Genomic DNA, 23744 nt, shown 5'->3' on the forward strand with positions numbered 1-23744 from the left:
TGCACCGAAGGCAACAATATTGAGCGGCAATATCTGGCGTCAGGCACTGGCGGACGGCCGAAGTGCGAGCACTGCCAGCGACTCAGCTAGCCGGCTGATCGCGAACCGTGGTGCGGAAAACCAATTCCCACCACGGCCCTTCTAGCTGCCCATCCATTCAGCGCCTGGCGGTCAAATGTGAGCTGCGGGCTATCTTTCTTACCGTACAAGCGAAGCTGACTTGGGGTCGTACCGATAATCTGTGATCGTCCCGTCCTTTATCCGCTCTACGGCCTCGTCAATCACAAAAATGGGCACGAGAAACCACTCGCGCGGGACGATCGGATGCCCGAAGCGATCCTTGATCTCAATATCGAGCCGCGCCGAGTCGAAGATGCGGTGGATGAGGTTCTCAAGCTTCGTCCGGTTGATATTGGACAGCTTGTAGGTAGCGACGATTTCCACGTCAGCCATTAAAAAGGTCGGATCGAGCCGAGCATTGGCGATCCGCGTTTCCACATTGCCGCCTGTCACCCCGATCTTATGCAGAACATCGCGGCTGGCGACGAGCTTGGGATCGTCGGATTTGCTACGCAACACGTAGATCGTGCCGCTGGCCAAGTCGCCGTCTTCGCTCCCGCCGGAAAACAGCGGCCCCGCCGTGGGGTCGGTGATACGCCGGCCCGCCTCATCGCGGTGGAGGGCACGTTGCAACGAGCGCAATAGGACGTCGCTCTCGGTGCCGTTGTCGTAGATCACGCGCAACCGACTGTCGCGACGGTCGTACTCGGTCACAAATTCGTCGCCGGCTTCCGCGACATAAGCGATTTGACCGCCGACGATGAAAAACTCGCCCTGTTTGATCTCGGCCATCGTCTGGAAGCGCCGTGTCTGACGTCTGCCGGCGTCGAGGTCCTTCTTCACCTGAATGAATAGCGGCTTGAAGTTATCGAAGTCCATGCATGGCGTGCGGTTGGCGATTTCCTCGGCCGCGCGCTTGTCCGCGGCGGTACGGACATGGCGAAGCTCGGTAATGTCGGGCGCGCCCATGCCTTCCAGCTCGGCAAGCAATTCATCGTCATCTATCGATTCGGCAGGTTCGGCGGCGGGCGTCGCCACGCCTGCCAAAAGGCCCTGCTTGTCGAGCGGTGCGAGAAGCGAACGGCATTCTTCGAGTCCGCGCAGCCGGTCGAGGCGCACGGCATAAAGCCGCTCGAATATGTCGTTGCTCTCGCCATGCGCTGGCGCGCGGCCGTGGGCCTCGGCGAAGCGCTGGATTTCTTCGAAGCCCGCGATAATGCGTTCCTCCCGTGGGCTACGGCCGCCTTTCTTGTCCTGCGGGGCGAAGTCGGCGAGGTCTGCCGCCAGTTCATCAAGATCGAGGTCATCCGTCATAGCGGCCCTCCTTCTTGAAGCGCATGAACGCGACGGCGCCCTCTGCCATGCGCCGCTCCCAAGGGTCCTGGGCGTCGATAGAGGGTAACCTGCCGCGCTCCTTCTTGAACTGCGACGCACGGACGGCAAGCCCCTTGGCTTCCTCCGGCGTCAGGCTGGTGCGCTTGGCGGCGATTGCCACGGCGACCTGTTTCAGGCTGTCCTCGCTCATGGTCTTTGCAAGGATGGCATAGGCTTCGCCGAATGGATTGATCCGGTCGATCAGGTCGATATCCAGTTCGCGCACGTCCATCGCGAATTTCCGCACCCCGTCGATCAGCGCAGTGTTGGCGCTCGGCTGATCATCGCCTCCAGCTCCGTCGCCGCCAACCGCAATCTGCTTGGCCTTCTGAGTGATGTTGAGAGCGGCGATAGCGTGCTGACGCACGACCTCCTGATCTTCCTCGTCAAGCTCGGGATACTTGTCCTTGATGATCTTCCCCATCCGCACCTGGGTCAGTTCCTCGGGGATCAGCTCCTCGTCAAACAGCCCGCGCTCGATGGTGGTCTTGTCCTGAACGAAAGCGGCGATGACTTCATTCAGATCCTCGGTGCAGATGCGTGCGGCTTCCTTGCTCTTGGGTTCGGCAAGACCCTTGATCTCGATGTGAAACTGCCCGGTTTGCTCATTAAAGCCGACATTGCCCTTGCTCGGATCATAGCCACCTTCGCCGTAGTCGAAGCCGGCAACCGGGCCGCTCTGCGTGTTCTTCGGCGTGAAGTTGAAGCGCGGCGCGAGCACCTGTTCCATCAACAGGCTCGCGGCGATAGCTTTCAGCGTGTCGTTGACCGCTTCGGTGACCGCCTCCTCGGAGGCGTCCGGCTCGGCGATCAGATTAGTGAAGCGGGCGCGGGTCTTGCCCGGCGCGTCACGGGTCGCGCGGCCGATGATCTGCACGATCTCGGTGAGGCTGGACCGATAGCCGACCGTCAGCGCGTGCTCGCACCAAATCCAGTCAAAGCCTTCCTTAGCCATACCAAGGGCGATTATGATGTCGACATGATCACGGTTGTTCTTCTGCGCGGCGTCTTTCAGCGCGGCTGACACTTTGTCCCGCTTGGCCGGGTCGTCATCCACAAGATCCGCTATGCGTAGTACCTTTCCGTCCGACCGTCTGACGAGCTGGAAGCCGGTCGCGGGGTCGACGCCTTGCCACTCGCCCAACGCCTCGATGATGTGTTCCACCTCCCTGATCTTATCCTTCGTGCTTTCGCGCGAATTGACGCTTGGGATGTGGATGATGGTTTTCTCGTCCGGGTCAAGGACCCTCAGTATGTCGTCGGCATAGGAACCGGAATAGAAGAAATAGCCGATATCAAGTTGCTTGAGATATTCGTAGCCATTCAGCTGTTCGTAGTAGGTATAGGTGACGGGATCGAACTTCGCCTCGTCCTGCGGGGCCAGCACTGGCACCGCGTCGCCCCGAAAGTATGAGCCCGTCATGGCGACGACATGCACCTTATCGCGTGCGATGAACGCGCCGAGATGCTGGCCGAGCTTACTCTCCGGATCGGCAGAAACGTGATGAAACTCGTCCACCGCGATCAGCCGGTTGTCGAACTTCTCGACCCCGAACTTATCCACCGCGAAACGGAAGGTCGCGTGGGTGCAGACCAGAACCTTATCATCGCTGTCGAGGAATACACCGAGGGAATTGACTTTGCCGCCGTTGTCCGAGCCGGGCGCGTCGCAGAGGTTCCATTTGGGCGCAACGACCCAATCGGCCGAAAAGCCGTATTTGGTCAACGGCTCGTCATGGAAGCTCGCGCCGATGGATTTTTCCGGCACGACGATGATAGCCTGCTTGAGACCCTGATTGGCGAGCTTGTCGAGCGCAATGAACATGAGCGCCCGGCTCTTGCCGGAGGCGGGGGGCGACTTGATGAGAAGGTACTGCTCACCGCGCCGTTCATAAGCGCGCTCTTGCATCGGCCGCATGCCAAGCGCGTTGGCCTTGGTCGATGAACCGTTTCGGGCATATGAGACGGAAACGGAAGGGATGCCTTTTTTGTCGTCGGTCACGCGCTTGCCCCCGTTTTTCTCTTCTTCGCCGCTGCCCCTGGCGACGCAATCATCTTGGTGTAAAGATCGAACAGCTTTTCCAGCCGCTCGGTGTCGTTGCGAAAACGGCGGCCTATGTAGATGCGTTCGAGCACTTCGTCGTTTCGCTCATGCGCCGAACGCAGATCAGCCGGCATGCGCTCCGGGTCGTAAAGGTCGGCGATGGTCGCCGGGAAATGTGCCTCGCGCGCCAGCAGGATATCCTCTGCGCACCGGGTCAGGTCTGCCTTATTCTTCTCTGTGAGCGTAGGGACTGGAAAAGTGTTCCAGCCAAGGGTGTTAGAATACGAGAAGCGCATTTCAAGACGAACGCAAACAGCACCTATCCAAATCCAATGGAGTCGGGACGCAATAAGCGCCATGTTCCAGAGGGGAGCGTCGTAGAGCGCGAAGCACTTATGAGACATAATTGTTCCGGGCTCCATGAGGAGTACCGGAAGAAAGTCACGACTTTCCGAGCTTACGCTGGGAACAACAATAACGGTTTCATTGCCGCGCTGCCGAACTTGTTGGAATGCGTGGGGACGCGCGGCGGAGTCCCGAGTCAATTTCTTAGAGCTTGCTAATCGCTCCTCCCGAACAAGTTCGATTCGCGATCGTATGACCGGAATGGAATAGGCAAACTCGCGCGCATCGTCCGGTATCCAAATGCAATATCGAATTTTCCCGTTGATCGCCTCAAGAGAACCCACAAAGCGTCTTATGATCTTCGCGCGTTGCTCTTCGGTCAGAGAAAGGGCGAGGACTTCATTGGGCTCCAAAAGAAGGTGTCCACCATCGACAGCTTTGTTGCCATTGTCCATTTTGGACATTGCGCCGAGCACATTGTCAGAGGGCTCAACAAAAAGATTCGGCCCATCGACTAGGTAGGGATTGATGTTTCCTGCCTCCCTTACAAGAACGCTTCCATCGTCGACGAGTGAAAACAATCGCCTGACTCGAGGAGGATGATTGGATATTCCAACGATCACGACGGTAACACCGGCCTTGTTGCTTGCAAGATTCGCCCATTTGAATGACGTATGTGCAAAGGCGATTTGATGCCCCGTCTGGATGATTAGAGGCCAAAGGATAGAGACTTGCTGGCCCTGGCAGATAGAATTTGTAGCCACGATGGCAGCTGCCGCATTTGTATGCGTACCGTAATCGGCAGCCTTAACTAGCCAACCGGCTACATAGTCCAGGAAACCGCTGGAAGAAATTCGTCCGTTGAGAAGATCACGAATTTCAGCCTTTTGTTCAGCATTCTGCCAAGAAAAACCAAGATATGGTGGATTTCCGCATATATACGTTTCGCCACCCTCGTTCTCAAAGTCGATCTGCGCCTGATCCAGCGGCGTCGAAAACAGGTCGTCGCCAAGCAGTTTTACCCCGGTCCCGGTCGGGGGGCAGATGCTCAGCCAATCCAGTCGCAGCGCATTGCCACAGGTTATCCAGTTCTGTGAGTCAAGTGGCAGAAAGTCCTGCAAGGCTTCCTTCTGGCCGCGATACAGCACGTCGCACTGAAACTCGGCGATGATCAGCGCAAGGCGCGCGACCTCAGCAGGGAAGTCGCGCAACTCGATGCCACGGAAATTGGTAAGCGGAATTTCCGTGCGCAGGTCGGCCTCACCGCGCCGCTTGTTGATCTCGGCCTCGATAGCGCGCATTTCCTTGTAGGCGATGACAAGAAAATTTCCAGAGCCGCAAGCGGGGTCGAACACCCTGATCTTTGCCATGCGGTTGCGCAGATTGAGCAGCTTGCGGGGATTGTCATCCGCTTCCTCAAGCCGCGAGCGCAGATCATCGAGGAACAGCGGATTGAGGACTTTGAGAATATTCGGCACGGAAGTGTAGTGCATGCCGAGCGCACCGCGCTCTTCGTCCTCCGCGACAGCCTGGATCATCGAACCGAAGATGTCAGGGTTGATCTTCGTCCAGTCGAGACTGCCGATATGCAGAAGATACGAGCGGGCGATCTTGCTGAAACGCGGCGCGGCCACGCTGCCTGAGAAAAGCTCGCCGTTCACATAGGGGAAAGCGTCGGCCCATCTTGGAATACCGGCGCTCGCGCGATCCTCGCGCTTGGTGTTCATAGCGCGGAACAACTCGCCGATCACCTCATTGGTGTTCGACGAATCCCGCTCGCTCATTCGCGCAATTGTATTGGTGAACAGGTCTTTGCCGCTGAAAATGTCGGTATCTTCGGCGAAGAAGCAAAAGATCAGCCGCGCCATGAAATGGTTCATGTCGTGGCGGCGGGCGGCGGTACCCCAATCGGGATTGTCTTTCAGAAGCTCGACATAAAGCCGGTTCATGCGGCTGGTGGCGCGGATGTCGAACGAGCTTTCGCGTACCTGTTTGACGGTGGTGATCCCGGCCAGCGGCAGGAAGAAACCGAAGTGATCGGGGAAATCGGTATAGGCGCAGGCGACCGTTTCGCCTGTGTCCAAATCCTCCGCCTCGAAATCCGCACCGTCGGTTGAGAGGATGAACCGCGCCTTCGCCTTCGCGGTGGCCGGACTGGCTTTCAGCGCGGCCAGCGTTTTCGTGACCGCGTCGGGCGCAGCGGCGGCGATATGGATGTTGTTGGTTTGCAGGACCCCGCCCAGGTCGGACTTGTTCGACGCGCCCGCGCGCAGCCGCTTGATCGTGGTTTCCTTATTCCCGAACGCTTGTAGGAACAGATACGGAAACTCACCGCCGTTGAATGGCTGCTCGGCAAGGGCCGATATGGCTTCCTCAATCTCGACGGCGTTCATGCTTGTTCTTGATTCCTAGACACTCTTCCTACCATTCAAAGCAATATGACTCGGGGACGAGTCAACCAAATTGGGATTTTCGAGCGCCAAGCGCTCTGTATCAAGGGCTTAGGGATTCAACCTTAGATGCAATCCAGCCCGACAGCGAGGCTATTGGTAGTAAAGCGGCGTGCGGCGTTTCAACCCCCTCAACGCGACTTCTTCTTTACCTCGACGACAACGTTGCGCATGCGGTGTGCGAGCTTTGCCGCAACTCTCCGCGCTCGCTCTTCAATTGCTACCGGATCGCTCGCCAACGCTTCCCTCTCGGCCCGCACCACCTTTCGCTTTGCCCTTCGCGCTGCCTGTCCTTCGATGTTCTTGAGCTTGCCACGCAAAGCCTTTGACGACTTGCCTTTGGCTATCTGGTCTAACTTGCTGAGCTTTCGGGCCTGGTCCGCTTTCTTGTTGGTCTTTGCCGCCATGCGCTGCATGTGCCGCGATGCGCCCTTGAACATTAGCTCGCCCCCCGATTCGGACCTCATCAGCGTATTCTGCTGAATTATTCAGGCAGCAGCCAAGGTAGCAATCGGAGCCAACGACAATTCGCCCTTGGTCGGTTGAGCTAGCTGCGGGACTAGTGGGGCTTGGAGTGGGGCTCAGGACTTACCTGAAAATCGGCCACGCGGGGCGGCATCAGATTTTTCACCTAAGCTATTGAAAATATTGGTGGGGGAGGCAGGACTCGAACCTGCGAAGCCATGAGGCGGCTGATTTACAGTCAGCTCCCTTTGCCACTCGGGACACTCCCCCGCTCGACGGCAGCACAATCGGGCCGGACCTTACCGGCGGACCGAAGACGGCCATGGAACGTGAAGGCCGCGACAGCCCGGATCGGGGCGCGACCGGGCGCGTTTATGGGCGAAGCGGTGGGGCAAAGTCAACCGAGGCGAACAGCTAAAATCGCCCCTGAAGGCACCCAAATTGCCATATTCCGGCGCCCGTGACACAAGCGAGCCCATGAAGGAACGAAAATTCGCCCCCAAGGGCTCCCGCGGCGGGGCTAAGCCCTTCAACCGGCCCGGAAAATCGGCCGGCCGTCCTGCCTGGCGCGACCGCGATTCGCAATCCGACGGGCCCGTCATCCTCTATGGCTGGCACACCGTCACCATGGCGCTGGCCAATCCCGCGCGGCGGATCCGCAAGCTGACGCTGACCGAGAATGCCGCAAGGCGGCTCGCGGAGGAAAACATCGAAACCCGCGTCGCGCCCGAGATCGTGCGGCCCCAGGAGATCGATCGGCTGCTATCGCCCGATGCCGTGCATCAGGGCCTGCTCGCGGAAGCCGATCCTCTGCCTTCGCCCGACATCGAGACCCTGAAGCAGGAAGGCATGGTGCTGGTGCTCGACCAGATCACCGATCCGCACAATGTGGGCGCCATTCTGCGCTCGGCCGCCGCCTTTGCGGTGAAGGCGATCGTCACCACCGCACGTCACAGCCCGGAAGCCACCGGCGTACTTGCGAAAGCCGCCTCGGGTGCGCTTGAGCTGGTGCCAATGGTGACCGTGCAGAACCTCGCACGCGCGCTGACCGCGCTCAACGAGCGCGGCTTCCAGACCGTCGGCCTCGACAGCGAGGGCACCGAGAACCTTTCGGACGTCGCGTTGCGCGAGCCGCTGGCGCTGGTGTTGGGGGCCGAAGGCAAGGGCCTCCGGCAATTGACCCGCGAGACCTGCAGCGTCGTGGCGCGGCTCGACATGCCCGGCGAGATCAAGAGCCTCAACGTCTCCAACGCCGCCGTGCTCTCGCTCTATGTCGGCGCCAGCCGGCTCGGGCTGATGAAGTAGCCTCGAGGGCTACCCCATCATCTCCCGCACCAGCGGCACCACCTTGCGCCCATAGAGCTCGATGCTCTTCATCAGCTTCTCGTGCGGCAACGGTCCGGCCGAATATTTCAACTGGAACCGCGAAATGCCGAGCGCCTTCGCGGTCGTCGCGATCTTCCGTGCCACGGTTTCCGGCGAGCCGACATAGAGCGAGCCGTGCTCGGCCTCGTTGACGAACTCGTCGCGGCCCATCGGCGGCCAGCCGCGCTCCTTGCCGATGCGGTCGCGCATGGCCTTGTAATCGGGCCACAGCTCCTCGCGCGCCTGCGCATCCGTCTCGGCGACGTAGCCGGGCGAGTGCACGCCGATCGGTTGTGCCGGGCGGCCGAACTCCTTGAAGGCGCGGTGATAGAGATCGACGTAGGGCGCAAAGCGCGCGGGATCGCCGCCGATGATTGCGAGCATCAAGGGCAGATCGTAATGCGCGGCGCGCACGACCGATTGCGGGCTGCCGCCGACGCCGATCCAGGTCTTGAGCCGGCCGTTCTCGACCGGCGGATAGACCAGCTGGTCCCTCAGCGGCGGACGCAGCTTGCCCTGCCAGGTCACCGGCTGCTGCGACAGCAGTGCGGCGAACAGATCGAGCTTCTCCTCGAACAGCTCTTCATATTTGCGCAGGTCAAAGCCGAACAGCGGAAAGGATTCGGTGAACGAGCCGCGGCCGAGGATCACTTCGGCGCGCCCGTTGGAAAGCGCATCCAGCGTCGCAAAGCGCTGGAACACGCGGATCGGATCGTCCGAGCTCAGCACTGTCACGGCCGAGCCGAGATGGATGTGCTTTGTACGCGCAGCGATCGTCGCGAGCACGGTCTCGGGCGAGGAGATCGCGAAATCGGCGCGGTGGTGCTCGCCGAGGCCGATGAAGTCGAGGCCGAGCTCGTCGGCCAGCACGGCTTCGTCGACGACGTTGCGGATCACCTGCGCATGCGGAAGCATGGCGCCGGAGCCGCCCCTGGTGACGTCGCCAAAGGTGTCCAGTCCGAATTCGAGCGGTGCGGTCATCGATGAGGTCTCTTGGCGCGCGAACGGCGCCCGTCATGTGGAAGGAAACAGTTGCCGTGCAGCTAGGGCGCGAAGACCGTTTCGACAATGCTGATCCGGGAAAGGCATCGTTTCCGGTTCTGCATCGAACCGGGGGGCTCAGTCGGATCTGGCGAACATCTCGACCAGGGTTTCGCGCAGCCAGCGCTGCCCCGGCACGGTGTCGTTGCGCTGGTGCCAGAACAGGCTGACGATGCGGGGCGGCGCTTTCAGGGGAAGCGGCATCGCGTGCAGGAGCGGCGCGTGCCGTGATTGCGAACGCAGGTCGCTCGGCAGCACGGCGATCAGGTCGGACTGGCGGACGACCTCGTAGGCGGCGCTGTAATGATTGACGGTTGCGACCAGGTTGCGCGACAGCCCGCGCGAGGCGAGGAAGAGGTCGTAGGATGGCATGGTCTTGCCGGCGAGGCTCACGTCGACGTGGCCGGCGTTGAGGAAGGTCCGCGTGCTCAGCCGTTTCTGGGCGGCGAGCGGATGGCCGCGCCGCATGAAGCAGGCATAGTCGACCGTCCACAGCGAGCGCGAGCGAATGGCGGCCGGTTGCTGCGCCTCGTTGACATAGACGCTGAGCACGCAGTCCACCCTGTTGTGTTCGAGCTGGTCGGCGATCTCGACGACGGTATTGGGCACGGTGTGGACGCGCGACTTCGGCGCAACCTTGCCGAGATGGCCGAGCAGGTTCGGCATCACCAGCGAGGAGACGTAGTCCGACATCGACAGGCTGAATTCGGTCTGTGCACGCGCGGGATCGAACACCTGCTCGTCGAGCGCACCACGGACGCTTTCCAGTGCCTCGCCGATCGGCTCCCACAGCACCACGGCGCGCTGGGTCGGGCGGATACCGGTGCCGGCGCGCACGAACAGGGGGTCGCCGAGCGCGTCGCGCAGCCGCGCGAGCGCGTTGCTGACCGCGGGCTGAGTCATCCTCAGCGCATTCGCGGCGCGCGTGACGCTGCCCTCGGTCATCAGCGCCTCGAAGACTTTCAGGAGGTTGAGGTCGAGCGCGCGGAACGACACGAACATTCACCATAGTGATATATCAGATCATGATTATAAATTATGACGATAATGTCGCTTTGTCTATGGTTCCTTCCCGAGCGGCGCGCCGGGCCCGTGACATCAGAGGGGGACTTTCATGTCGATGATATCGGCGCGCATCGAGCGCCTTCCGTTCGCACGTTTCCACACGCATCTGCTGCTGATGGGCGGGCTCGGCTACATGTTCGACGCAATGGACGCAGCGGTGCTGGCCTTCATCCTGCCGGTGCTCCGCACGGCGTGGAATCTGACGAGCGTGCAGATCGGCGTGCTCGGCAGCAGCACCTATATCGGCTTCCTGTTCGGCGCGTTGCTGGCGGGCACGCTGGGTGACCTGATCGGCCGCCGCGCGGTGATGATGTCGGCGCTGGCGCTCTATTGCGCGGCATCCATCGTGAGCGCGGCGGTCGACACATGGCCGTCCTTCTTCGCCGCGCGCGTCGTGGCCGGCATGGGCACCGGCGCGGAGAGTGCGATCATCGCGCCTTATCTCGCGGAATTCGTTGCGCGGCGTTACCGCGGCAGCTTCACCGGCGCGCTCGCCGGCTTCTTCTCCTTCGGCTTCGTCGCTGCAGCCTTGCTCGGCTACTTCATCGTGCCCGCCTCCGACAACGGCTGGCGCATCGTGCTGGTGATCACCGCAGTGCCGGTCGTCATGCTGCTGTGGTGGCGCAGGGCGCTGCCGGAATCGCCGCGCTGGCTCGAAAGCCGCGGCAGGGGCAAGGAAGCCGAAGCCTTGCTCGACAGGATCGAGGCGGGCTTTGCGCGCGAGGGCCATGTCCTGCCGCAGCCGGTCGTCGAGGCCACGGCGCCCACGGGGGCGGGCGGAACGCTGCTCGCCAATTTCGCGGCGCTTCTGGCGGGCCGGCAGGCGCGCATCACCATCATGACCTGGATCATGTGGCTGGCGATCACCTTCAGCTACTATTCCTTCTTCGTCTGGATCCCCGGCCTGCTGGTCCAGAACGGCATGAGCATCACCAAGAGCTTTGCCTATTCCATCGCGATCTATTGCGCGCAGATTCCCGGCTATTTCAGCGCCGCCTGGTTCAACGAGCGCATCGGCCGGCAGGCGACGATTGCGACCTACATGGTGCTCGGCGGCGCCAGCGCGCTCGGGCTTGCCTTCGCGCAGAGCGACCAGCAGATCATGGCGGCGGGAATTCTCCTGTCCTTCTTCATGAACGGCACCTATGCAGGCGTCTATGCCTACACCGCCGAAGTGTTCCCGACGCCGGTGAGAACCACGGGCGCAGGCCTTGCGTCGGCGATCGGCCGCATCGGCGCGATCGTCTCGCCGATCCTGGTCGGCTATCTCTATCCGAACTTCGGCTTTGCCGGCGTGTTCGGCATCACCACCACCGTGCTCGTGCTCGGGGCGGTCACCGTCGTCCTGATGGGCGTGCCGACCCGCGGCCGCTCGCTGGAGGAGATTGCGGCGGGCGAGGTGGCATGACACGGCCGAAGCTGCATGCCGATCCGCTGCTCTGCGCCGTCGCGGCGGCGCAGGGCGGGGTGGATCAGCCGGATGCGCTGTTCGCTGCGCTCGACCAAGGCTTGAAGTCGGCGATCGGGCACAAGCTGTTCACGGTCCTCACCTATGACGAGGCGACCAGCGAACTGGCTCGCCTCTACTCCAATCTGCCCGGTCTATACCCGACGGGCGGACGCAAGCGCCTCGCACCGGGCCCGTGGACCGAGGCCGTGCTGGACCGCGGCGAGGCCTATATCGGCTACACGCGGGACGATCTGCGCACCGTCTTCTCCGACCACGAGCTGATCGCTTCGCTCGGCTGCGAAAGCGTGCTCAACATGCCCGTGCGCTGGCGTGGGCGCACCCTCGGCTCGCTGAATCTGCTTCACGAGGCGGGCTGGTACGGCGAGGATGACGTCGCTGCGTGCCTTCCCTTTGCCCAGCTCACCTTGCCGGCGCTGCTCGCGCCGGCCGATCTCTGACAGGACTGTCGCGATGCCAAGCATCCTCTTCAAGAACGCCGCACTGCTCGATCCGCTTCAGTCGGACTTGCTGGCGGACCATCACGTGCTGGTCGAGGACAACGTGATCAAGGAGGTCTCCGACCGTCCGATCCAGGCCAACGCCGATCGCACCATCGATCTCAAGGGCAAGACGCTGATGCCCGGCCTGATCGACCTGCACGTGCATGCCATCGCCGTCGAGCTCAACCTGGCGCAGCAGGTGCACATGCCGAACGTGCTGGTGACGCTGCGCTCGACGCTGCTCTTGCGCGGCATGCTGCGGCGTGGCTTTACCACCGTGCGCGATGCCGGCGGCGCCGGTCACGCGCTGAAGCAGGCGATCGAGACCGGTCTCACCGACGGCCCACGGCTGTTCGTCTCCGGCCGCGCGCTCAGCCAGACCGGCGGGCACGGCGACATGCGGGCACGTTCCGATTACCTCGCGAGCGATGCGCCATGTCCGTGCTGCGTGCGGGTCGGCGCGCTGGCGCGCGTGGCCGACGGCGTCGACGGCGTCCGCAAGGCCGCGCGCGAAGAGCTCCAGATGGGCGCCGATCAGATCAAGATCATGGCCTCCGGCGGCGTCGCGTCGCCGACCGATCCGGTCGGCGCCTTCGGCTACTCCGAGGACGAGATCCGCGCCATCGTCGAGGAGGCGCGCGGGCGGCAGACCTATGTGCTCGCTCATGCCTATACGGCTGCGGCGATCGAGCGCGCGATCCGCTGCGGCGTACGCACCATCGAGCACGGCAATTTGGTCGATGCGCCGACCGCGCGGCTGATGGCCGAGAAGGGCGCCTATGTGGTGCCGACGCTCGTCACTTACGAGGCGCTGGCGAGCGAGGGCGCCCAATATGGCCTGCCGCCGGAGAGCGTGGCCAAGATCGCCGATGTCCGCGACGCGGGCCTGCGCTCGCTCGCGATCTATCGCGACGCCGGCGTGAAGATGGGGTTCGGCAGCGATCTGCTCGGCCCGTCGCAGCGCCTGCAGAGCGACGAGTTCCGCATCCGCGCCGAGATCCTCGGCCCGCGCGCCGTCATCGCCAGCGCCACATTGATCGGCGCCGAGGTGCTCGGCATGGAGGGCAAGCTCGGCCGCATCGTGCCTGAGGCACTCGCGGACCTCTTGGTGGTCGACGGCAATCCGCTGCGCGATGTCGCCTGCCTGCTCGGCCAGGGCGAGCACATCCCGCTGGTGATGAAGGCCGGCAAGGTCCAGTTCGACAGGCTGAACGCGTAACTACCGCCACATCCCGCGCATCTTCGCTCCGATGTCGATCTTCGGCCCCTGCGCTGCGGTGCGCGCGGCACCCGCTGCGGCCTTTGGCCAGGCGGCGCGCTCGAACAGATAGACCAGGGATTCCGGGATGAAGCGGGTGCGTGAGGCGTAGACGTGGCGGTCGCCCTTGGCGGCCTGGCCGTGGACGAAGAAGCGCTGCGGCACGACGAGGTGCAGATCGTCCTTGGCGCGCGTCATCGCGACATAGAGCAGGCGGCGCTCCTCCTCGATCTCGGCGCTGGTGCCGGCGCCGAGATCGGACGGCATGCAGCCATCGACGACGTTGAGCACGAACACCGATTTCCACTCCTGGCCTTTGGCGGAGTGGATGGTCGAGAGGATCAGATAGTCCTCGTCGCGGAGCGGTGGACCGGATTTGTCGCTGGTCGCGTCCGGCGGATCGAGCGTGAGCTCGGTCAGGAACTTTTCGCGCGAAGAGTAGCCGCTGGCGATCTGCTCGAGCTGCATCAGATCGGCGCGGCGCGTCTCGGAATCCTCGTGGATGCGGTCGAGATGCGGCTCGTACCAGAGCCGCACCCGTTCGAGATCTACAGGCCATTCCGAATAGCGCAGATTTTCGATCGTGCGGACGAAATCGGTCCAGTCCGCGCCGGTGCGTGCTGGCACCGGGAGCTGGGCGAGTGCGTGCAGCGGATCGGTGCTCTCCGCCATCTGGTCGAGCACGCGCTGCGCCGTCGCGGGGCCGATGCCCGGCAACAGATGCAGGATGCGGAAGCCGGCGACGCGGTCGCGCGGATTCTCAGCGAAGCGCAGCAGCGCGAGCACGTCCTTGACATGCGCAGCATCGAGGAATTTCAGCCCGCCGAATTTCACGAACGGGATGTTGCGGCGGGTCAGCTCGATCTCGAGCGGGCCGGAATGCGAGGACGTCCGGAACAGCACCGCCTGGTGCTTGAGCAGCGCGCCTTGCTCGCGGTTGGCCAGCACGGCTTCGACGATGTAGCGCGCCTGGTCGGCCTCGTCGTGCACCGTGACGAGCTGCGGCTTCTGTCCGGAGGTGCGGTCGGTCCAGAGGTTTTTGGTGAAGCGCTCACGTGCCAGGCCAATGACGCCGTTGGCGGCGGCCAGCACGGCTTGCGTCGAGCGGTAATTGCGGTCGAGCGTGATCATTTCCGCGCGGGGCGAGAAGCTCTGCGGAAACTCCAGGATGTTGCGCACGGTGGCGGCACGGAACGAATAGATCGACTGGGCGTCGTCGCCGACCACGGTGAGGCCGCGGCCGTCGGGCTTGAGCGCCAGCAGGATCGAGGATTGCAGGCGGTTGGTGTCCTGATATTCGTCGACCAGCACGTGATCGAAGCGGCCGCCGATTTCCTCGGCGATCAGTGCATCGCTCATCATCTGCGACCAGTACAGCAGCAAATCGTCGTAATCGAGCACGTGCTGGGCCTGCTTGGCCTCGACGTATGCCGCGAACAAGCCTTTCAGCTCGGCGGCCCAGCCCGCGCACCAGGGATAGTGCACCCCCAGCACCTTCTCGATCTCCATCTCGGCGTTGACGCAGCGCGAATAGATCGACAGGCAGGTGCCCTTGGCCGGAAAGCGGCTCTCGGTCTTCGACAGGCCGCGCTCATGCCGGACCAGGTTCATCAGGTCGGCGGAATCCTCGCGATCGTGGATGGTGAAGGCGGGATCGACGCCGATCCGCTCGGCATATTCGCGCAGGAGCCGCGCGCCGATGCCGTGGAAGGTGCCGGCCCAGGTGAGCGCGTCGCGCATGATCGCGGCGTTGTTCTCGCCTAAGACCTTCCGGGCGATACGCTCGACCCGGCTGGCCATCTCGGCCGCGGCGCGGCGCGAAAACGTCATGAGCAGGATGCGGCGCGGGTCTGCGCCTGCGACGATCAGGTGCGCGACGCGGTGGGCCAGCGTGTTGGTCTTGCCGGAGCCGGCGCCGGCAATGACGAGCAGGGGGCTTCCCACGGTCGCGCCATCGGCCACGCCATGCTCGACGGCGCGGCGCTGCTCCGCATTGAGCGTGTCCAGATATGTTGCCACGAATCGCCCCGGTGAATGGCCGAGATTCGGCGATCCCGGCGCGAATCGCAATGCGGCTGGACGGAACCAGATTTAGCATTTAGGGGAAAGCCGGCCCAAGGTTCCAGCCCGAGAAGAGCACGCCCGGCATGACCGAGCTCAAGCCCGACCAGTTCGAGATGCGGCGGTTGGAATCGCTCAGCAACACCATTTTCGGCGTCGCCATGACGCTTCTGGCCTACGACCTGCCCAAGGCTGCGGTGTTCACCAGCGCCCCCGGCTGGAGCGATCTGGCCCATGTCTATTCCGGCAAGCTGGCCGGCTTTGCGCTCAGCTTCATCATCGCCGGCGTGTTCTGGATCAGCCATCACCGCCGGCTGGCGCGCCAGCCGGTCGGCAGCCGCGGCAGCGTGATCCTCAATTTGTTCTTTCTGCTCTCGATCGTGCTGCTGCCGGTGACCAACGGCCTCTACACCAATTACGGCATGAGCAGCGCGGTCGCCGTGCTTTACGGCCTGCATCTGACCGCGATCGCCGGCCTCAATGCCTGGCTGTGGTGGACCATTCTCGGCGGCTGGCGCCAGGAGATCATGGCCTCGCTGTTTCCGCTCCTGGTGTTCATCCCGGGCACGATCGTGGCGGCGTTCGCGCCGCATGTCGCGCCCTTTGTGTGGTTCATCGCCTTCGGCGGGCTCCTGATCCAGCGCTTCTATGTCGCGCAAAGCGGGCCGGACGCGTAAGCTGGTGCCTCAGCCTTGTGTCGTGCCGAACCCATCGGACGGCACGTAAAGCTTGACCGGGCGGATTTCGTAGACCGCAGTCGGGTTGACCTCGCGCAGCTTCCGCGCCGCCGCGATCGCCTCCTCCTCGGTTTCGTATTCGACGAGGTGGAAGCCGAGAAGCTGCTCCTTGGTCTCGGCAAACGGGCCGTCCAGCACCATGCCAGCGCCGGGGCCCCGCAGGGTGCGGGCCTTTCGGGTCTCGTCCAGACGGGCCGCGGGCCCAAAATGTCCGCTTGCGCGGAGGGGCGCCTGAACCTCGATGACTTTGGCCACGACCGCGGCGTCTTGCTCCGGCGTCCAGGACAGGATTTCGTCTTCCACATGATAGGCCAGGATGGCGTAGAGCATCGTCACCTCGTTGATTTTTGGCGCACAGGCCCGAAGGACGTATCACTGTGGCCCGCGCCGACAATCCCCTGGCAAAAAAATATTGCGTCGCCCCGTGCGCGACGAAACCGTCTTGAAACTCGATTGCGACCGGTCGGTATGAACGCCGCCTGAAGCCGATGCGACTGATGACCACCAAGAAGGCTGAGGAATTCGGAGGCGGCAATGTCGAGTCAGACCATCAAGATCATCTGCGACGCGCGGCGGGCGGGCCGGTCGGAGCCGGCCGATCTGCACGACCAGAGCGGTCACCACCGCTATTACGGCAGCTCGGCCGAGAATGGTGGCGAGCGCATTGTCGAGAGCCGCCGCGGCAAGCGCCCGCGCGCGCTCAATGTCTGCGGCTTCTGAAGTCTACGGCCAGACCGGTTTTCGTGGATGAGCGTCCTGCAAATATCGATCGCTGCGATGCCGTTCCTGCTCTCGCTGGCAAGCCGGAACGGTAGTGCGATCGCGCCATGTCTGGTCACGAGCATATTCACCGTGCTGCTCGGCGAAGAGCCTCACCGGGCGGTCGTGGTGTGGTGCGTCGGCGTTCTGATTGCCGCCGTCGCCTTTCGCGAACGGCTTCGCGCGACCTGAGCCGGCGCCGCTTACGGTGCGCTCAGGATCTGCTTGACGAGCGCCGCACGCAGCGCTGCCAGTTCGCCGCTCGCCTCCATCTGTGCGATCACCTTGCCGACCTCAGGCACCAGAGCGCGATGGCGTTCGTGCAAATAGTGATAGATGTGGATGCGCTCGAGCGGTGGCGAGAGCGGGTAGATCCTGGTTTGCAGGTTGAGCTTCCTCACTGCGACGAGCCCGCTGAAGAGGTCGGTGACCATCACGTCGAAACGATCGGCGTCGAGCATCTTGATCATGCTCTCCAGGCTGGTCGTCGCCGTGACGCGGGCCATGCCGCGCGTACCGGCCTCCGATGAGCCGACGCCGCGGACGATGCCGATGCTGTAGTCTCGAATTGAATCCCAACCGGCGACTTCGAAATGGAGCTTCGTCGTGAACACCGCGGGCTCGATGTAGTTGATCGCCGGCGTGACCTGGACCAGCGTCGGATAGTCGCGGGATAGCGTCCCGATCCGCTGGATCTCGCCGTCCACCTCGCCGGCGCTCGACAGTGCGAGCGCCCGCTTGCCGGGAACGTCCTCGAATTCGAGCTTGATGTTCAGCTTGGCGTAGACAGCCCGCAGCATCTCGCCGCCGACATATTGATCGGGGATGTCGGCGATGCGCGCCAGCCGGATCAGCTCTTGCGCCTGCGATGGAGCGGCTGCGAGCAAAGCCAGCAAGGCGAGGGCAATCCGCCACATCACGCTTCTCCCTGGTCGAACCTTGCTACCGCTGGATTCGGAGGCCCGCGCGATCTACCGGGGGTCGCGCCTGCGCGCCGGCCGCAACGATCGACGCTCGCCTGCGACGTGAGGCGGCTCCGGACTTTCACCGATGTCATTCTAGCACGTGAGGTGGTAGCTTGCGCGGCAATCCTGCTGCTGGGCGCAACATATGACCCCGCCGACCTCAAGCCGCCCATGGGCCGACAGGATCACCACGCGCCTCGCGTGAAGAGAATCTCAACTGTCGAATTGCTCATGGCCGCGACTGGCCGGCCAGAGCAGTGCCGCCATTTCCGGGACATGGTGCATGGGCAACTCAGGCGATGAGGATTCCAAGCGCAGCCGCGCCGTTGCCCCGGCGGCAGCGAAGCAGGATTTGAGCGGGATCGGCGCTGCACTTGCGCCGCCGATGATCGGAGCGTTGCTGTCGCGGATCTTCAACTGGTTACGCAGCGGCGTCGGGCCGCGCCTGCTGGCCGCCGTGCTGCTGTTCTCCTCGATCGTCACGCTGACGCTGACCGCGCTTCAGCTCTATCTCGACTACGAGCGCGAGGTCGGCGTCATCGAGACGCGGCTCGACGAGATCGGCCGCAGCACCACCGGCAGCCTCGGCGAGAGCCTGTGGAATCTCGACCAGAACCAGATCAAGCTCCAGCTCGACGGTATCCTGCGGCTGCCCGATATCCGCGCCGCCGAGGTGCGCGAGATCGCCGATCGCCCCAATCCGATCCGTGTCGCGGTCGGCGAGCCCAACACCCGTTCGATCGTGACGCGCGACTATCCGCTGACCACCACCGTGCAGGGGACCGTGCGCACGATCGGTGTGCTTCACGTCGAGGCGACGCTGAGCGAGGTCTATCAGCAATTGATGAATCGTGCTCTGATCATTCTGGCGAGCCAGGCGGCGAAGACGTTTCTCGTCTCGCTGTTCATCATCTACATGTTCCATCTGCTGGTGACGCGGCATCTGGTCACCATCGCCGACTTCGTCAGCAAATACAGCCTGGCGCGGCCGCCGCCGCCTTTGCAGCTTGAGCGCCGGCCGCCCTCCGATCCCGACGAGCTGGACAAGGTGATCGTGGCCTTCAACGCCATGTGCGCCAATCTCGGGCGCGCTTATGACGAGCTGCGCGAGGCCAACGCCAATCTCGAGCGTGACCTGAAGATCCGCCGCAGCGCCGAGGAAGACGCGCGCGCGAGCGAGCAGCGCTTCCGCGACTATGCCGAGACCGCGTCCGACTGGTTCTGGGAAACCGGACCGGATCATCGGTTCACCTACATATCGGATCGGGCCGGCGCCTTCGGCATGGACCACAAGGCGCTGATCGGCAAGCGCCGCACCGATGCCGCTTTCGACCACGACGTTGAGCCGGAGAAATGGCGCGCGCACCTGGCGACGCTGGACCGTCACGAGCCGTTCCGGAAGTTCGAGTATCGCGGTCGTGATGCGAACGGGCGCATGCATCATTTCAGCGTCAACGGTCAGCCGGTGTTCGCGTCGGACGGACGCTTCATGGGCTATCGCGGCTCCGCCACCGACCTCACCGAGCAGCACGAGACCGAGGAGCGGCTGCGCCAATCCCAGAAGATGGATGCGATCGGCCAGCTCACCGGCGGCGTCGCGCACGACTTCAACAACGTGCTCACCGTCATCACCGGCACGATCGAGATCATTCAGGAGGGGCTTGCGGACAAGCCCCAGCTGGCCGCCATCGCGCAGCTCATCGACGATGCCGCCGCGCGCGGCGCCGAGATCACCTCGCAGCTCCTGACCTTCGCGCGCCGCCAGCCGATGGAGCCGCGCGAAATCGACGTCAATGCCCTCGTGCTGGAGACCGCGAAGCTGCTGAAGCCGATCCTGGGCGAGCATGTCGAGATCGTGACCCGGCTTGCGGACGATGCCTGGTCGGCGATGGCGGATCCGTCGCAGCTTTCGTCCGCGATCGTCAATCTCGCCGTCAACGCGCGTGATGCGATGCCCGGCGGGGGCAGGCTCACGCTCGAGACCGCGAACCGGGAGCTCGACGGCACGGAAGGTGCCGGCGAGGGCGATGTCGTGCGCGGCTCCTTCGTGATGGTCGCAGTCGGCGACACCGGCCACGGCATTCCGGCCGACATCCGCGAGCGCGTGTTCGAGCCGTTCTTCACCACCAAGGGCGTCGGCCGCGGCACCGGGCTCGGGCTCAGCATGGTCTACGGCTTCGCCCGCCAGACCGGCGGCACCGTCACGATCGAGAGCGCGGAGGGGCGCGGCACGGTGGTGCGCTTATTCCTGCCGCAATCGGAGGGCGAGGCGCCGGCCAGGACGGCATCGGTTCAGGCGCCCGCCACAGCGCGCGGGCACGAGACGATCCTCGTGGTCGAGGACGATCCGCTGGTGCAGGGCTATGTCATCGCCCAGCTCGGCAGCCTCGGCTACCGCACGCTCGCTGCCGGCGACGGCGCATCTGCGCTCGCGCTGGTCGACCAGGGCGCCAAATTCGATCTCCTGTTCACGGACATCATCATGCCCGGCGGCATGAACGGGCGGGAATTGGCCGACGCCGTCCGGGCTCGCCGGCCGGGGGTGAGGGTGCTCTACACTTCGGGCTATACCGACGACACCATCGTCCACGAAGGGCATCTCGATCCCGGCGTGGCGCTGCTTCAGAAGCCATACCGCAAGTCGGAGCTGTCGGAGAAGATTCGCGAGGTCCTTGCTGGCTTGTCTCCCGCCTGAGCGGGTCCGCAGACGAAAAAGGCGCGGCGGGGAGGCCCCGTCGCGCCCGATTTCTTGCTCGCTGGTCCAGGGCTGAGAACGCCCCGATGCCAAGCCCTATTCAAAGCCTAGCGGGCGATCCCAGCGAGGTGACAGCGCTTGAGATAAGACACTGGATCACCTCCTTTCGTTGGTTTCGGGAGATTTGAATATAGGGCGGGATCACCCGGCCGTTAAGGGGCGGGGCGAAACGCCGGGAACGGGGGGCGTTCTTGATGCGGGAAAGACCGTCCAGAGGCAGTTGAGACCGCCGCCCGGCCGTGTTAGGGGATCGCCAACGCGGGTGTAGCTCAATGGTAGAGCAGCAGCCTTCCAAGCTGAATACGAGGGTTCGATTCCCTTCACCCGCTCCAATGATTTCAATTACTTATTCTGCCTCGATGATTTGTTGGCCGAGCCGCGCTGCGGCTCGTTGCGATCGCGCGCGAGTCTTCGCGCATCGATCGTCCCCGGCTTCGGGGCTCCATCACCTTGCCATCGGCTTTTGGGGATCATCGCGACGCTGCGCCGCTTCCGTGTTCCGGTCGAGTTGCGCCCGCTCGCTGCGGCGTAAGTGTCCCGATCGTCTGACGCCGTACCAGATCGCAGCGCCAAGGACGAAGGCGCCGATGAACCACAGCCACAACGCTGTGGCCGAGACGTCTCCCAAAAACATGCCAACGCCGCTGTTGCCCATCCGTGTGCTCCCGTTAGATATGCGGGCAATGCGAGCGCGCAGTCGTGGTTCCTAAGCGCGGAGGTCGGGAGAGCGCTGTGACGAAAATCGGGGTGATTTCGGACACGCACGGGCTGCTGCGGCCGGAAGTCGAGCATTGCTTTGCCGGGGTCGCGCACATCATTCATGCCGGCGATATCGGCGCCGAGCATGTGCTCGAGGGGCTGCGAAGGATTGCGCCTGTTACGGCCATCCGCGGCAATGTCGATAGCGGCGATTGGGCGCGGAACTATCGCGATACGGAAACCGTCCGCCTCGGCCGGTACATTTTCTATGTCCTGCACGATCTGAACGAGCTCGAGAGCAAGCCTGCCCCCGACGGCATCGACGCCGTGATTTACGGTCATTCGCATCAAGCGAGCATCAGGACGGCCGATCGCGTTCTTTATCTAAATCCCGGAAGCGCCGGACCGAGACGCTTCAAGCTGCCGATCACGCTGGCGACGCTCGATCTCGATGATAGCACCGACCTTCGGCCGGTCCTGCACACGCTCGCTGGGGCCTAGCCAAAAGCGGGTCAAAGTTATTATTTTCCGTCGAAACTTGCTCGATGGGGCATTTTGGAACGATCTTATAACGCTGCGTTGTCTTGCATCACCGGCAGATCGTCTTGGGCGCCGGTGCTGGGCGTGTAGCGCTCCCGCCTGACAGGCCGGAGTGGTTTGCATCATTCGGGTCCCAAATAGGAGCATCCGATGCCGGCAAACCTCGCTTCCGCGCTGATCACGAAGCTGACTGTGTCCAACAATATGGATGCTGACGACATCCGCGCCATTCAGGGTTTGCGGATTCGCGAGCGGCGTCTCGACGCCGGCGAAATCATTGTGGCTGACGGAGCGCGGCCCACTGACTGTTGCCTGATCGCGGATGGATTTGCGTTCCGGTCGAAGACGACGGTGGATGGAGAACGGCAGGTTCTCTCCATCCACATACCGGGTGAGATCCCTGACCTTCAAAGCCTTCATCTCAAGGTGATGGATCATGACCTGATCGCCGTCACCCGCTGCAACCTGGGCTTCATCTCGCACGACGATCTGAGAGCGATCAATCAGCAACGCCCGAACCTGGCAGCGGCCCTGTGGCGCGAAACGCTGATTGATGGAGCGATCTTCAGGGAATGGATCGTCAACGTCGGACGCAGGGAGGCGACACCCAGAATGGCCCACCTCCTGATTGAATTGCATCGGAGGCTCAAGGCAATCGGGCATACCCGAGGTGGGGAGTTCGGCTTGCCCATCACTCAAGCCGACCTCGGAGACTGCCTCGGATTGTCGGTGGTGCATACCAACCGGGTTCTCCAAAACCTCCGGAAGGAAGGGCTGGTCGCGGTGAGTCGATCAGAGTTTCACATCCTCAAACCCAGGGAGATGGAAGAACTTGCAGGCTTCGACCCGACCTACCTGCATCTCAGTCCGAGCAGTTAATTGAGCTTTTGGGCCCGCACATCGATGCGGTAGAGCGGATCACCCTCCCGGTGGACGACGAGGGACCAATCGCCTCCATCGGAGCTGAGTGTCGATTCAATGTCCCTCACCGTGCGGAGAGCCTGATGCCATGCAGCTTCATCGTTCGGCAGCTCTTCGCTGTCAGAGAAATCGCCGCCGTCCGAGATCTTGAACGAATATCGCGCCATCCAGTTGAACGCCGACAACCCGCGACGCGTTCCTGGCCGTCAGGCGTCGAGGAACCGGACGGGCCGGCGACGGGACAATGGAGGAGGGCTGCTTAGGAACGATCGAGCCGGGTTACGGTTGCGGCAATGAAGGCGGTCAAATGAAAGTGTGATTTGATGACGCACATCATCTTCAGCGACTACCGTAATGCGGCTGCCGAGCAAGCTTATGACATCGCGTGGGACTTTCTCACGCGCACCGGGGCAATCCGGGATGAATTCGAGGCGTGCGTTTTTCTCGCGCAGCGCCTCGCCACGATGGTCGAGGAAGGACAGACCAATCGCATCCGGATGGCCAATCGCGCGATCTCCCAATATCAGCACCACATCAGCGAATGCGACGATCTCGTCCGATGTGGCGGCTGTCGCGGCGCGCGGTGAGCCTGCGGGCCCCCCCGCGTGCCGGAATTGACCAACGAAGCCGGTAACCCTTTTCCCATATTGGGTTGACCCCGGCGGCCGATCTGTCAGAGAAGGGCGGCGGCCGGAACGGGAATCCGGCGGCCTTCGGGGCGCTGTTGGGAGTGGGTAGCACATATGGCTGAGCGGATCGCTCTCATCACCGGTGTGACCGGCCAGGACGGCGCCTATCTCGCCGAATATCTGCTGTCGCTCGGCTATGTCGTGCACGGCATCAAGCGGCGCTCGTCCTCGTTCAACACGGCGCGTGTCGACCACCTCTAC

Annotated in this window: 23 protein-coding genes and 2 tRNA genes; 13 read left to right on the forward strand and 12 right to left on the reverse strand. The window is 63.1% G+C overall.

Translation table 11 applies throughout. The annotated features are described in order from the left end of the window. Window positions 1-198: 198 nt before the first annotated feature. From JQ592_RS09025 to JQ592_RS09045, 5 genes are all read right to left on the reverse strand, one after another. Window positions 199-1374: a GIY-YIG nuclease family protein gene (locus JQ592_RS09025; protein ID WP_211402478.1), complete on the reverse strand. Its 1176-nt coding sequence runs from the start codon at window positions 1372-1374 to the stop codon at window positions 199-201. Continuing rightward, window positions 1364-3436 (reverse strand): DEAD/DEAH box helicase, encoded by a 2073-nt coding sequence (locus JQ592_RS09030; protein ID WP_211402479.1) that lies wholly within the window; start codon window positions 3434-3436, stop codon window positions 1364-1366. Before JQ592_RS09030 ends, JQ592_RS09025 begins: the two co-directional genes overlap by 11 nt. After that, window positions 3433-6216, reverse strand: coding sequence for a class I SAM-dependent DNA methyltransferase (locus JQ592_RS09035; protein ID WP_211402480.1), 2784 nt, complete (start codon window positions 6214-6216; stop codon window positions 3433-3435). Before JQ592_RS09035 ends, JQ592_RS09030 begins: the two co-directional genes overlap by 4 nt. A gap of 188 nt (window positions 6217-6404) precedes the next feature. Further along, window positions 6405-6713 carry a hypothetical protein gene (locus JQ592_RS09040; protein WP_211402481.1) on the reverse strand — a complete coding sequence of 103 codons (309 nt, stop codon included), beginning with the start codon at window positions 6711-6713 and terminating at the stop codon, window positions 6405-6407. A gap of 209 nt (window positions 6714-6922) precedes the next feature. Beyond that, a tRNA-Tyr gene (locus tag JQ592_RS09045) sits at window positions 6923-7008 on the reverse strand. Window positions 7009-7215: 207 nt separating this feature from the next. Here JQ592_RS09045 and rlmB point away from each other — a divergent pair. Next, window positions 7216-8043, forward strand: coding sequence for a 23S rRNA (guanosine(2251)-2'-O)-methyltransferase RlmB (gene rlmB, locus JQ592_RS09050; protein WP_211402482.1), 828 nt, complete (start codon window positions 7216-7218; stop codon window positions 8041-8043). 9 nt (window positions 8044-8052) lie between these two features. Here rlmB and JQ592_RS09055 read toward each other — a convergent pair whose 3' ends face one another. Both JQ592_RS09055 and JQ592_RS09060 read right to left on the reverse strand, forming a co-directional pair. Continuing rightward, window positions 8053-9084: an LLM class flavin-dependent oxidoreductase gene (locus JQ592_RS09055; RefSeq protein ID WP_211402483.1), complete on the reverse strand. Its 1032-nt coding sequence runs from the start codon at window positions 9082-9084 to the stop codon at window positions 8053-8055. A 138-nt stretch (window positions 9085-9222) separates the two neighbouring features. Beyond that, a complete protein-coding gene (locus tag JQ592_RS09060; protein WP_211402484.1) occupies window positions 9223-10146 on the reverse strand; it encodes a LysR family transcriptional regulator in 924 nt (307 codons plus the stop codon). Window positions 10147-10258: 112 nt separating this feature from the next. Here JQ592_RS09060 and JQ592_RS09065 point away from each other — a divergent pair, with 112 nt between their 5' ends. Genes JQ592_RS09065 through JQ592_RS09075 form a run of 3 tightly spaced genes read left to right on the forward strand, consistent with a single transcriptional unit; the run spans window position 10259 to window position 13378 of the window. Further along, complete coding sequence (locus JQ592_RS09065; RefSeq protein ID WP_211402485.1) at window positions 10259-11617, forward strand: MFS transporter; 1359 nt, start codon at window positions 10259-10261, stop codon at window positions 11615-11617. Continuing rightward, window positions 11614-12117: a GAF domain-containing protein gene (locus JQ592_RS09070; RefSeq protein WP_211402486.1), complete on the forward strand. Its 504-nt coding sequence runs from the start codon at window positions 11614-11616 to the stop codon at window positions 12115-12117. Before JQ592_RS09065 ends, JQ592_RS09070 begins: the two co-directional genes overlap by 4 nt. A 13-nt stretch (window positions 12118-12130) precedes the next feature. Continuing rightward, window positions 12131-13378, forward strand: coding sequence for a metal-dependent hydrolase family protein (locus JQ592_RS09075; RefSeq protein WP_211402487.1), 1248 nt, complete (start codon window positions 12131-12133; stop codon window positions 13376-13378). Here the strand turns inward: JQ592_RS09075 and JQ592_RS09080 are convergent, their stop codons facing one another. Next, window positions 13379-15436: an ATP-dependent helicase gene (locus JQ592_RS09080; protein ID WP_211402488.1), complete on the reverse strand. Its 2058-nt coding sequence runs from the start codon at window positions 15434-15436 to the stop codon at window positions 13379-13381. Between the two features lie 128 nt (window positions 15437-15564). Between JQ592_RS09080 and JQ592_RS09085 the strand changes: the two genes are divergently transcribed. Further along, complete coding sequence (locus JQ592_RS09085; protein ID WP_211402489.1) at window positions 15565-16155, forward strand: TMEM175 family protein; 591 nt, start codon at window positions 15565-15567, stop codon at window positions 16153-16155. 9 nt (window positions 16156-16164) lie between these two features. On the opposite strand, the gene JQ592_RS09090 is transcribed toward JQ592_RS09085, so the two are convergent. Further along, window positions 16165-16545, reverse strand: a complete 381-nt coding sequence (locus tag JQ592_RS09090; RefSeq protein ID WP_211402490.1) for a YciI family protein — start codon at window positions 16543-16545, stop codon at window positions 16165-16167. A gap of 204 nt (window positions 16546-16749) precedes the next feature. Between JQ592_RS09090 and JQ592_RS09095 the strand changes: the two genes are divergently transcribed. Together JQ592_RS09095 and JQ592_RS09100 are read left to right on the forward strand one after the other, a co-directional pair. Continuing rightward, the gene (locus JQ592_RS09095) at window positions 16750-16935 is read left to right on the forward strand and encodes a hypothetical protein (RefSeq protein ID WP_211402491.1); all 186 of its coding nucleotides are present in this window, start codon (window positions 16750-16752) and stop codon (window positions 16933-16935) included. A 27-nt stretch (window positions 16936-16962) separates the two neighbouring features. Continuing rightward, complete coding sequence (locus JQ592_RS09100; protein ID WP_211402492.1) at window positions 16963-17166, forward strand: hypothetical protein; 204 nt, start codon at window positions 16963-16965, stop codon at window positions 17164-17166. Between the two features lie 11 nt (window positions 17167-17177). Here the strand turns inward: JQ592_RS09100 and JQ592_RS09105 are convergent, their stop codons facing one another. Next, entirely contained in the window at window positions 17178-17891 is a 714-nt protein-coding gene (locus JQ592_RS09105; protein ID WP_211402493.1) for a substrate-binding periplasmic protein, read from the reverse strand. 331 nt (window positions 17892-18222) lie between these two features. Here JQ592_RS09105 and JQ592_RS09110 point away from each other — a divergent pair, with 331 nt between their 5' ends. Then, window positions 18223-20634, forward strand: a complete 2412-nt coding sequence (locus tag JQ592_RS09110) for an ATP-binding protein (RefSeq protein WP_211402494.1) — start codon at window positions 18223-18225, stop codon at window positions 20632-20634. 318 nt (window positions 20635-20952) lie between these two features. Beyond that, window positions 20953-21026: transfer RNA gene (locus JQ592_RS09115), tRNA-Gly, on the forward strand. Between the two features lie 113 nt (window positions 21027-21139). Here JQ592_RS09115 and JQ592_RS09120 read toward each other — a convergent pair. Beyond that, the gene (locus JQ592_RS09120; protein ID WP_211402495.1) at window positions 21140-21349 is read right to left on the reverse strand and encodes a hypothetical protein; all 210 of its coding nucleotides are present in this window, start codon (window positions 21347-21349) and stop codon (window positions 21140-21142) included. A 77-nt stretch (window positions 21350-21426) separates the two neighbouring features. On the opposite strand from JQ592_RS09120, the gene JQ592_RS09125 reads away from it, so the two are divergent. Both JQ592_RS09125 and JQ592_RS09130 read left to right on the forward strand, forming a co-directional pair. Further along, window positions 21427-21894 carry a metallophosphoesterase family protein gene (locus JQ592_RS09125; protein ID WP_211402555.1) on the forward strand — a complete coding sequence of 156 codons (468 nt, stop codon included), beginning with the start codon at window positions 21427-21429 and terminating at the stop codon, window positions 21892-21894. A 189-nt stretch (window positions 21895-22083) separates the two neighbouring features. Continuing rightward, entirely contained in the window at window positions 22084-22812 is a 729-nt protein-coding gene (locus tag JQ592_RS09130) for a Crp/Fnr family transcriptional regulator (RefSeq protein ID WP_211402496.1), read from the forward strand. On the opposite strand, the gene JQ592_RS09135 is transcribed toward JQ592_RS09130, so the two are convergent. Beyond that, entirely contained in the window at window positions 22809-23039 is a 231-nt protein-coding gene (locus JQ592_RS09135; protein WP_211402497.1) for a DUF6894 family protein, read from the reverse strand. The two genes, JQ592_RS09130 and JQ592_RS09135, sit on opposite strands and share 4 nt — an antisense overlap. A gap of 138 nt (window positions 23040-23177) precedes the next feature. On the opposite strand from JQ592_RS09135, the gene JQ592_RS09140 reads away from it, so the two are divergent. Together JQ592_RS09140 and JQ592_RS09145 are read left to right on the forward strand one after the other, a co-directional pair. Beyond that, window positions 23178-23441 carry a hypothetical protein gene (locus tag JQ592_RS09140; RefSeq protein WP_211402498.1) on the forward strand — a complete coding sequence of 88 codons (264 nt, stop codon included), beginning with the start codon at window positions 23178-23180 and terminating at the stop codon, window positions 23439-23441. Between the two features lie 156 nt (window positions 23442-23597). Next, the coding region (locus tag JQ592_RS09145; RefSeq protein WP_211402556.1) for a GDP-mannose 4,6-dehydratase at window positions 23598-23744 on the forward strand (147 nt) is incomplete at its 3' end.

Origin of the sequence: Bradyrhizobium iriomotense, assembly GCF_018129405.1 — a bacterium.
Lineage (GTDB): Bacteria > Pseudomonadota > Alphaproteobacteria > Rhizobiales > Xanthobacteraceae > Bradyrhizobium > Bradyrhizobium iriomotense_B.

Bases quoted from the DNA above. Each gene is read 5' to 3' on its own strand.
- JQ592_RS09110 (WP_211402494.1), top strand. From the start codon at position 18,223: ATGGGCAACTCAGGCGATGAGGATTCCAAGCGCAGCCGCGCCGTTGCC.
- JQ592_RS09035 (WP_211402480.1), bottom strand. From the start codon at position 6,216: ATGAACGCCGTCGAGATTGAGGAAGCCATATCGGCCCTTGCCGAGCAG.
- JQ592_RS09130 (WP_211402496.1), top strand. From the start codon at position 22,084: ATGCCGGCAAACCTCGCTTCCGCGCTGATCACGAAGCTGACTGTGTCC.
- JQ592_RS09065 (WP_211402485.1), top strand. From the start codon at position 10,259: ATGTCGATGATATCGGCGCGCATCGAGCGCCTTCCGTTCGCACGTTTC.
- JQ592_RS09140 (WP_211402498.1), top strand. From the start codon at position 23,178: ATGACGCACATCATCTTCAGCGACTACCGTAATGCGGCTGCCGAGCAA.
- JQ592_RS09100 (WP_211402492.1), top strand. From the start codon at position 16,963: ATGAGCGTCCTGCAAATATCGATCGCTGCGATGCCGTTCCTGCTCTCG.
- JQ592_RS09060 (WP_211402484.1), bottom strand. From the start codon at position 10,146: ATGTTCGTGTCGTTCCGCGCGCTCGACCTCAACCTCCTGAAAGTCTTC.
- JQ592_RS09070 (WP_211402486.1), top strand. From the start codon at position 11,614: ATGACACGGCCGAAGCTGCATGCCGATCCGCTGCTCTGCGCCGTCGCG.
- JQ592_RS09090 (WP_211402490.1), bottom strand. From the start codon at position 16,545: ATGCTCTACGCCATCCTGGCCTATCATGTGGAAGACGAAATCCTGTCC.
- JQ592_RS09040 (WP_211402481.1), bottom strand. From the start codon at position 6,713: ATGTTCAAGGGCGCATCGCGGCACATGCAGCGCATGGCGGCAAAGACC.
- JQ592_RS09075 (WP_211402487.1), top strand. From the start codon at position 12,131: ATGCCAAGCATCCTCTTCAAGAACGCCGCACTGCTCGATCCGCTTCAG.
- JQ592_RS09095 (WP_211402491.1), top strand. From the start codon at position 16,750: ATGTCGAGTCAGACCATCAAGATCATCTGCGACGCGCGGCGGGCGGGC.
- JQ592_RS09055 (WP_211402483.1), bottom strand. From the start codon at position 9,084: ATGACCGCACCGCTCGAATTCGGACTGGACACCTTTGGCGACGTCACC.
- JQ592_RS09085 (WP_211402489.1), top strand. From the start codon at position 15,565: ATGACCGAGCTCAAGCCCGACCAGTTCGAGATGCGGCGGTTGGAATCG.
- JQ592_RS09025 (WP_211402478.1), bottom strand. From the start codon at position 1,374: ATGACGGATGACCTCGATCTTGATGAACTGGCGGCAGACCTCGCCGAC.
- JQ592_RS09105 (WP_211402493.1), bottom strand. From the start codon at position 17,891: ATGTGGCGGATTGCCCTCGCCTTGCTGGCTTTGCTCGCAGCCGCTCCA.
- JQ592_RS09120 (WP_211402495.1), bottom strand. From the start codon at position 21,349: ATGGGCAACAGCGGCGTTGGCATGTTTTTGGGAGACGTCTCGGCCACA.
- rlmB (WP_211402482.1), top strand. From the start codon at position 7,216: ATGAAGGAACGAAAATTCGCCCCCAAGGGCTCCCGCGGCGGGGCTAAG.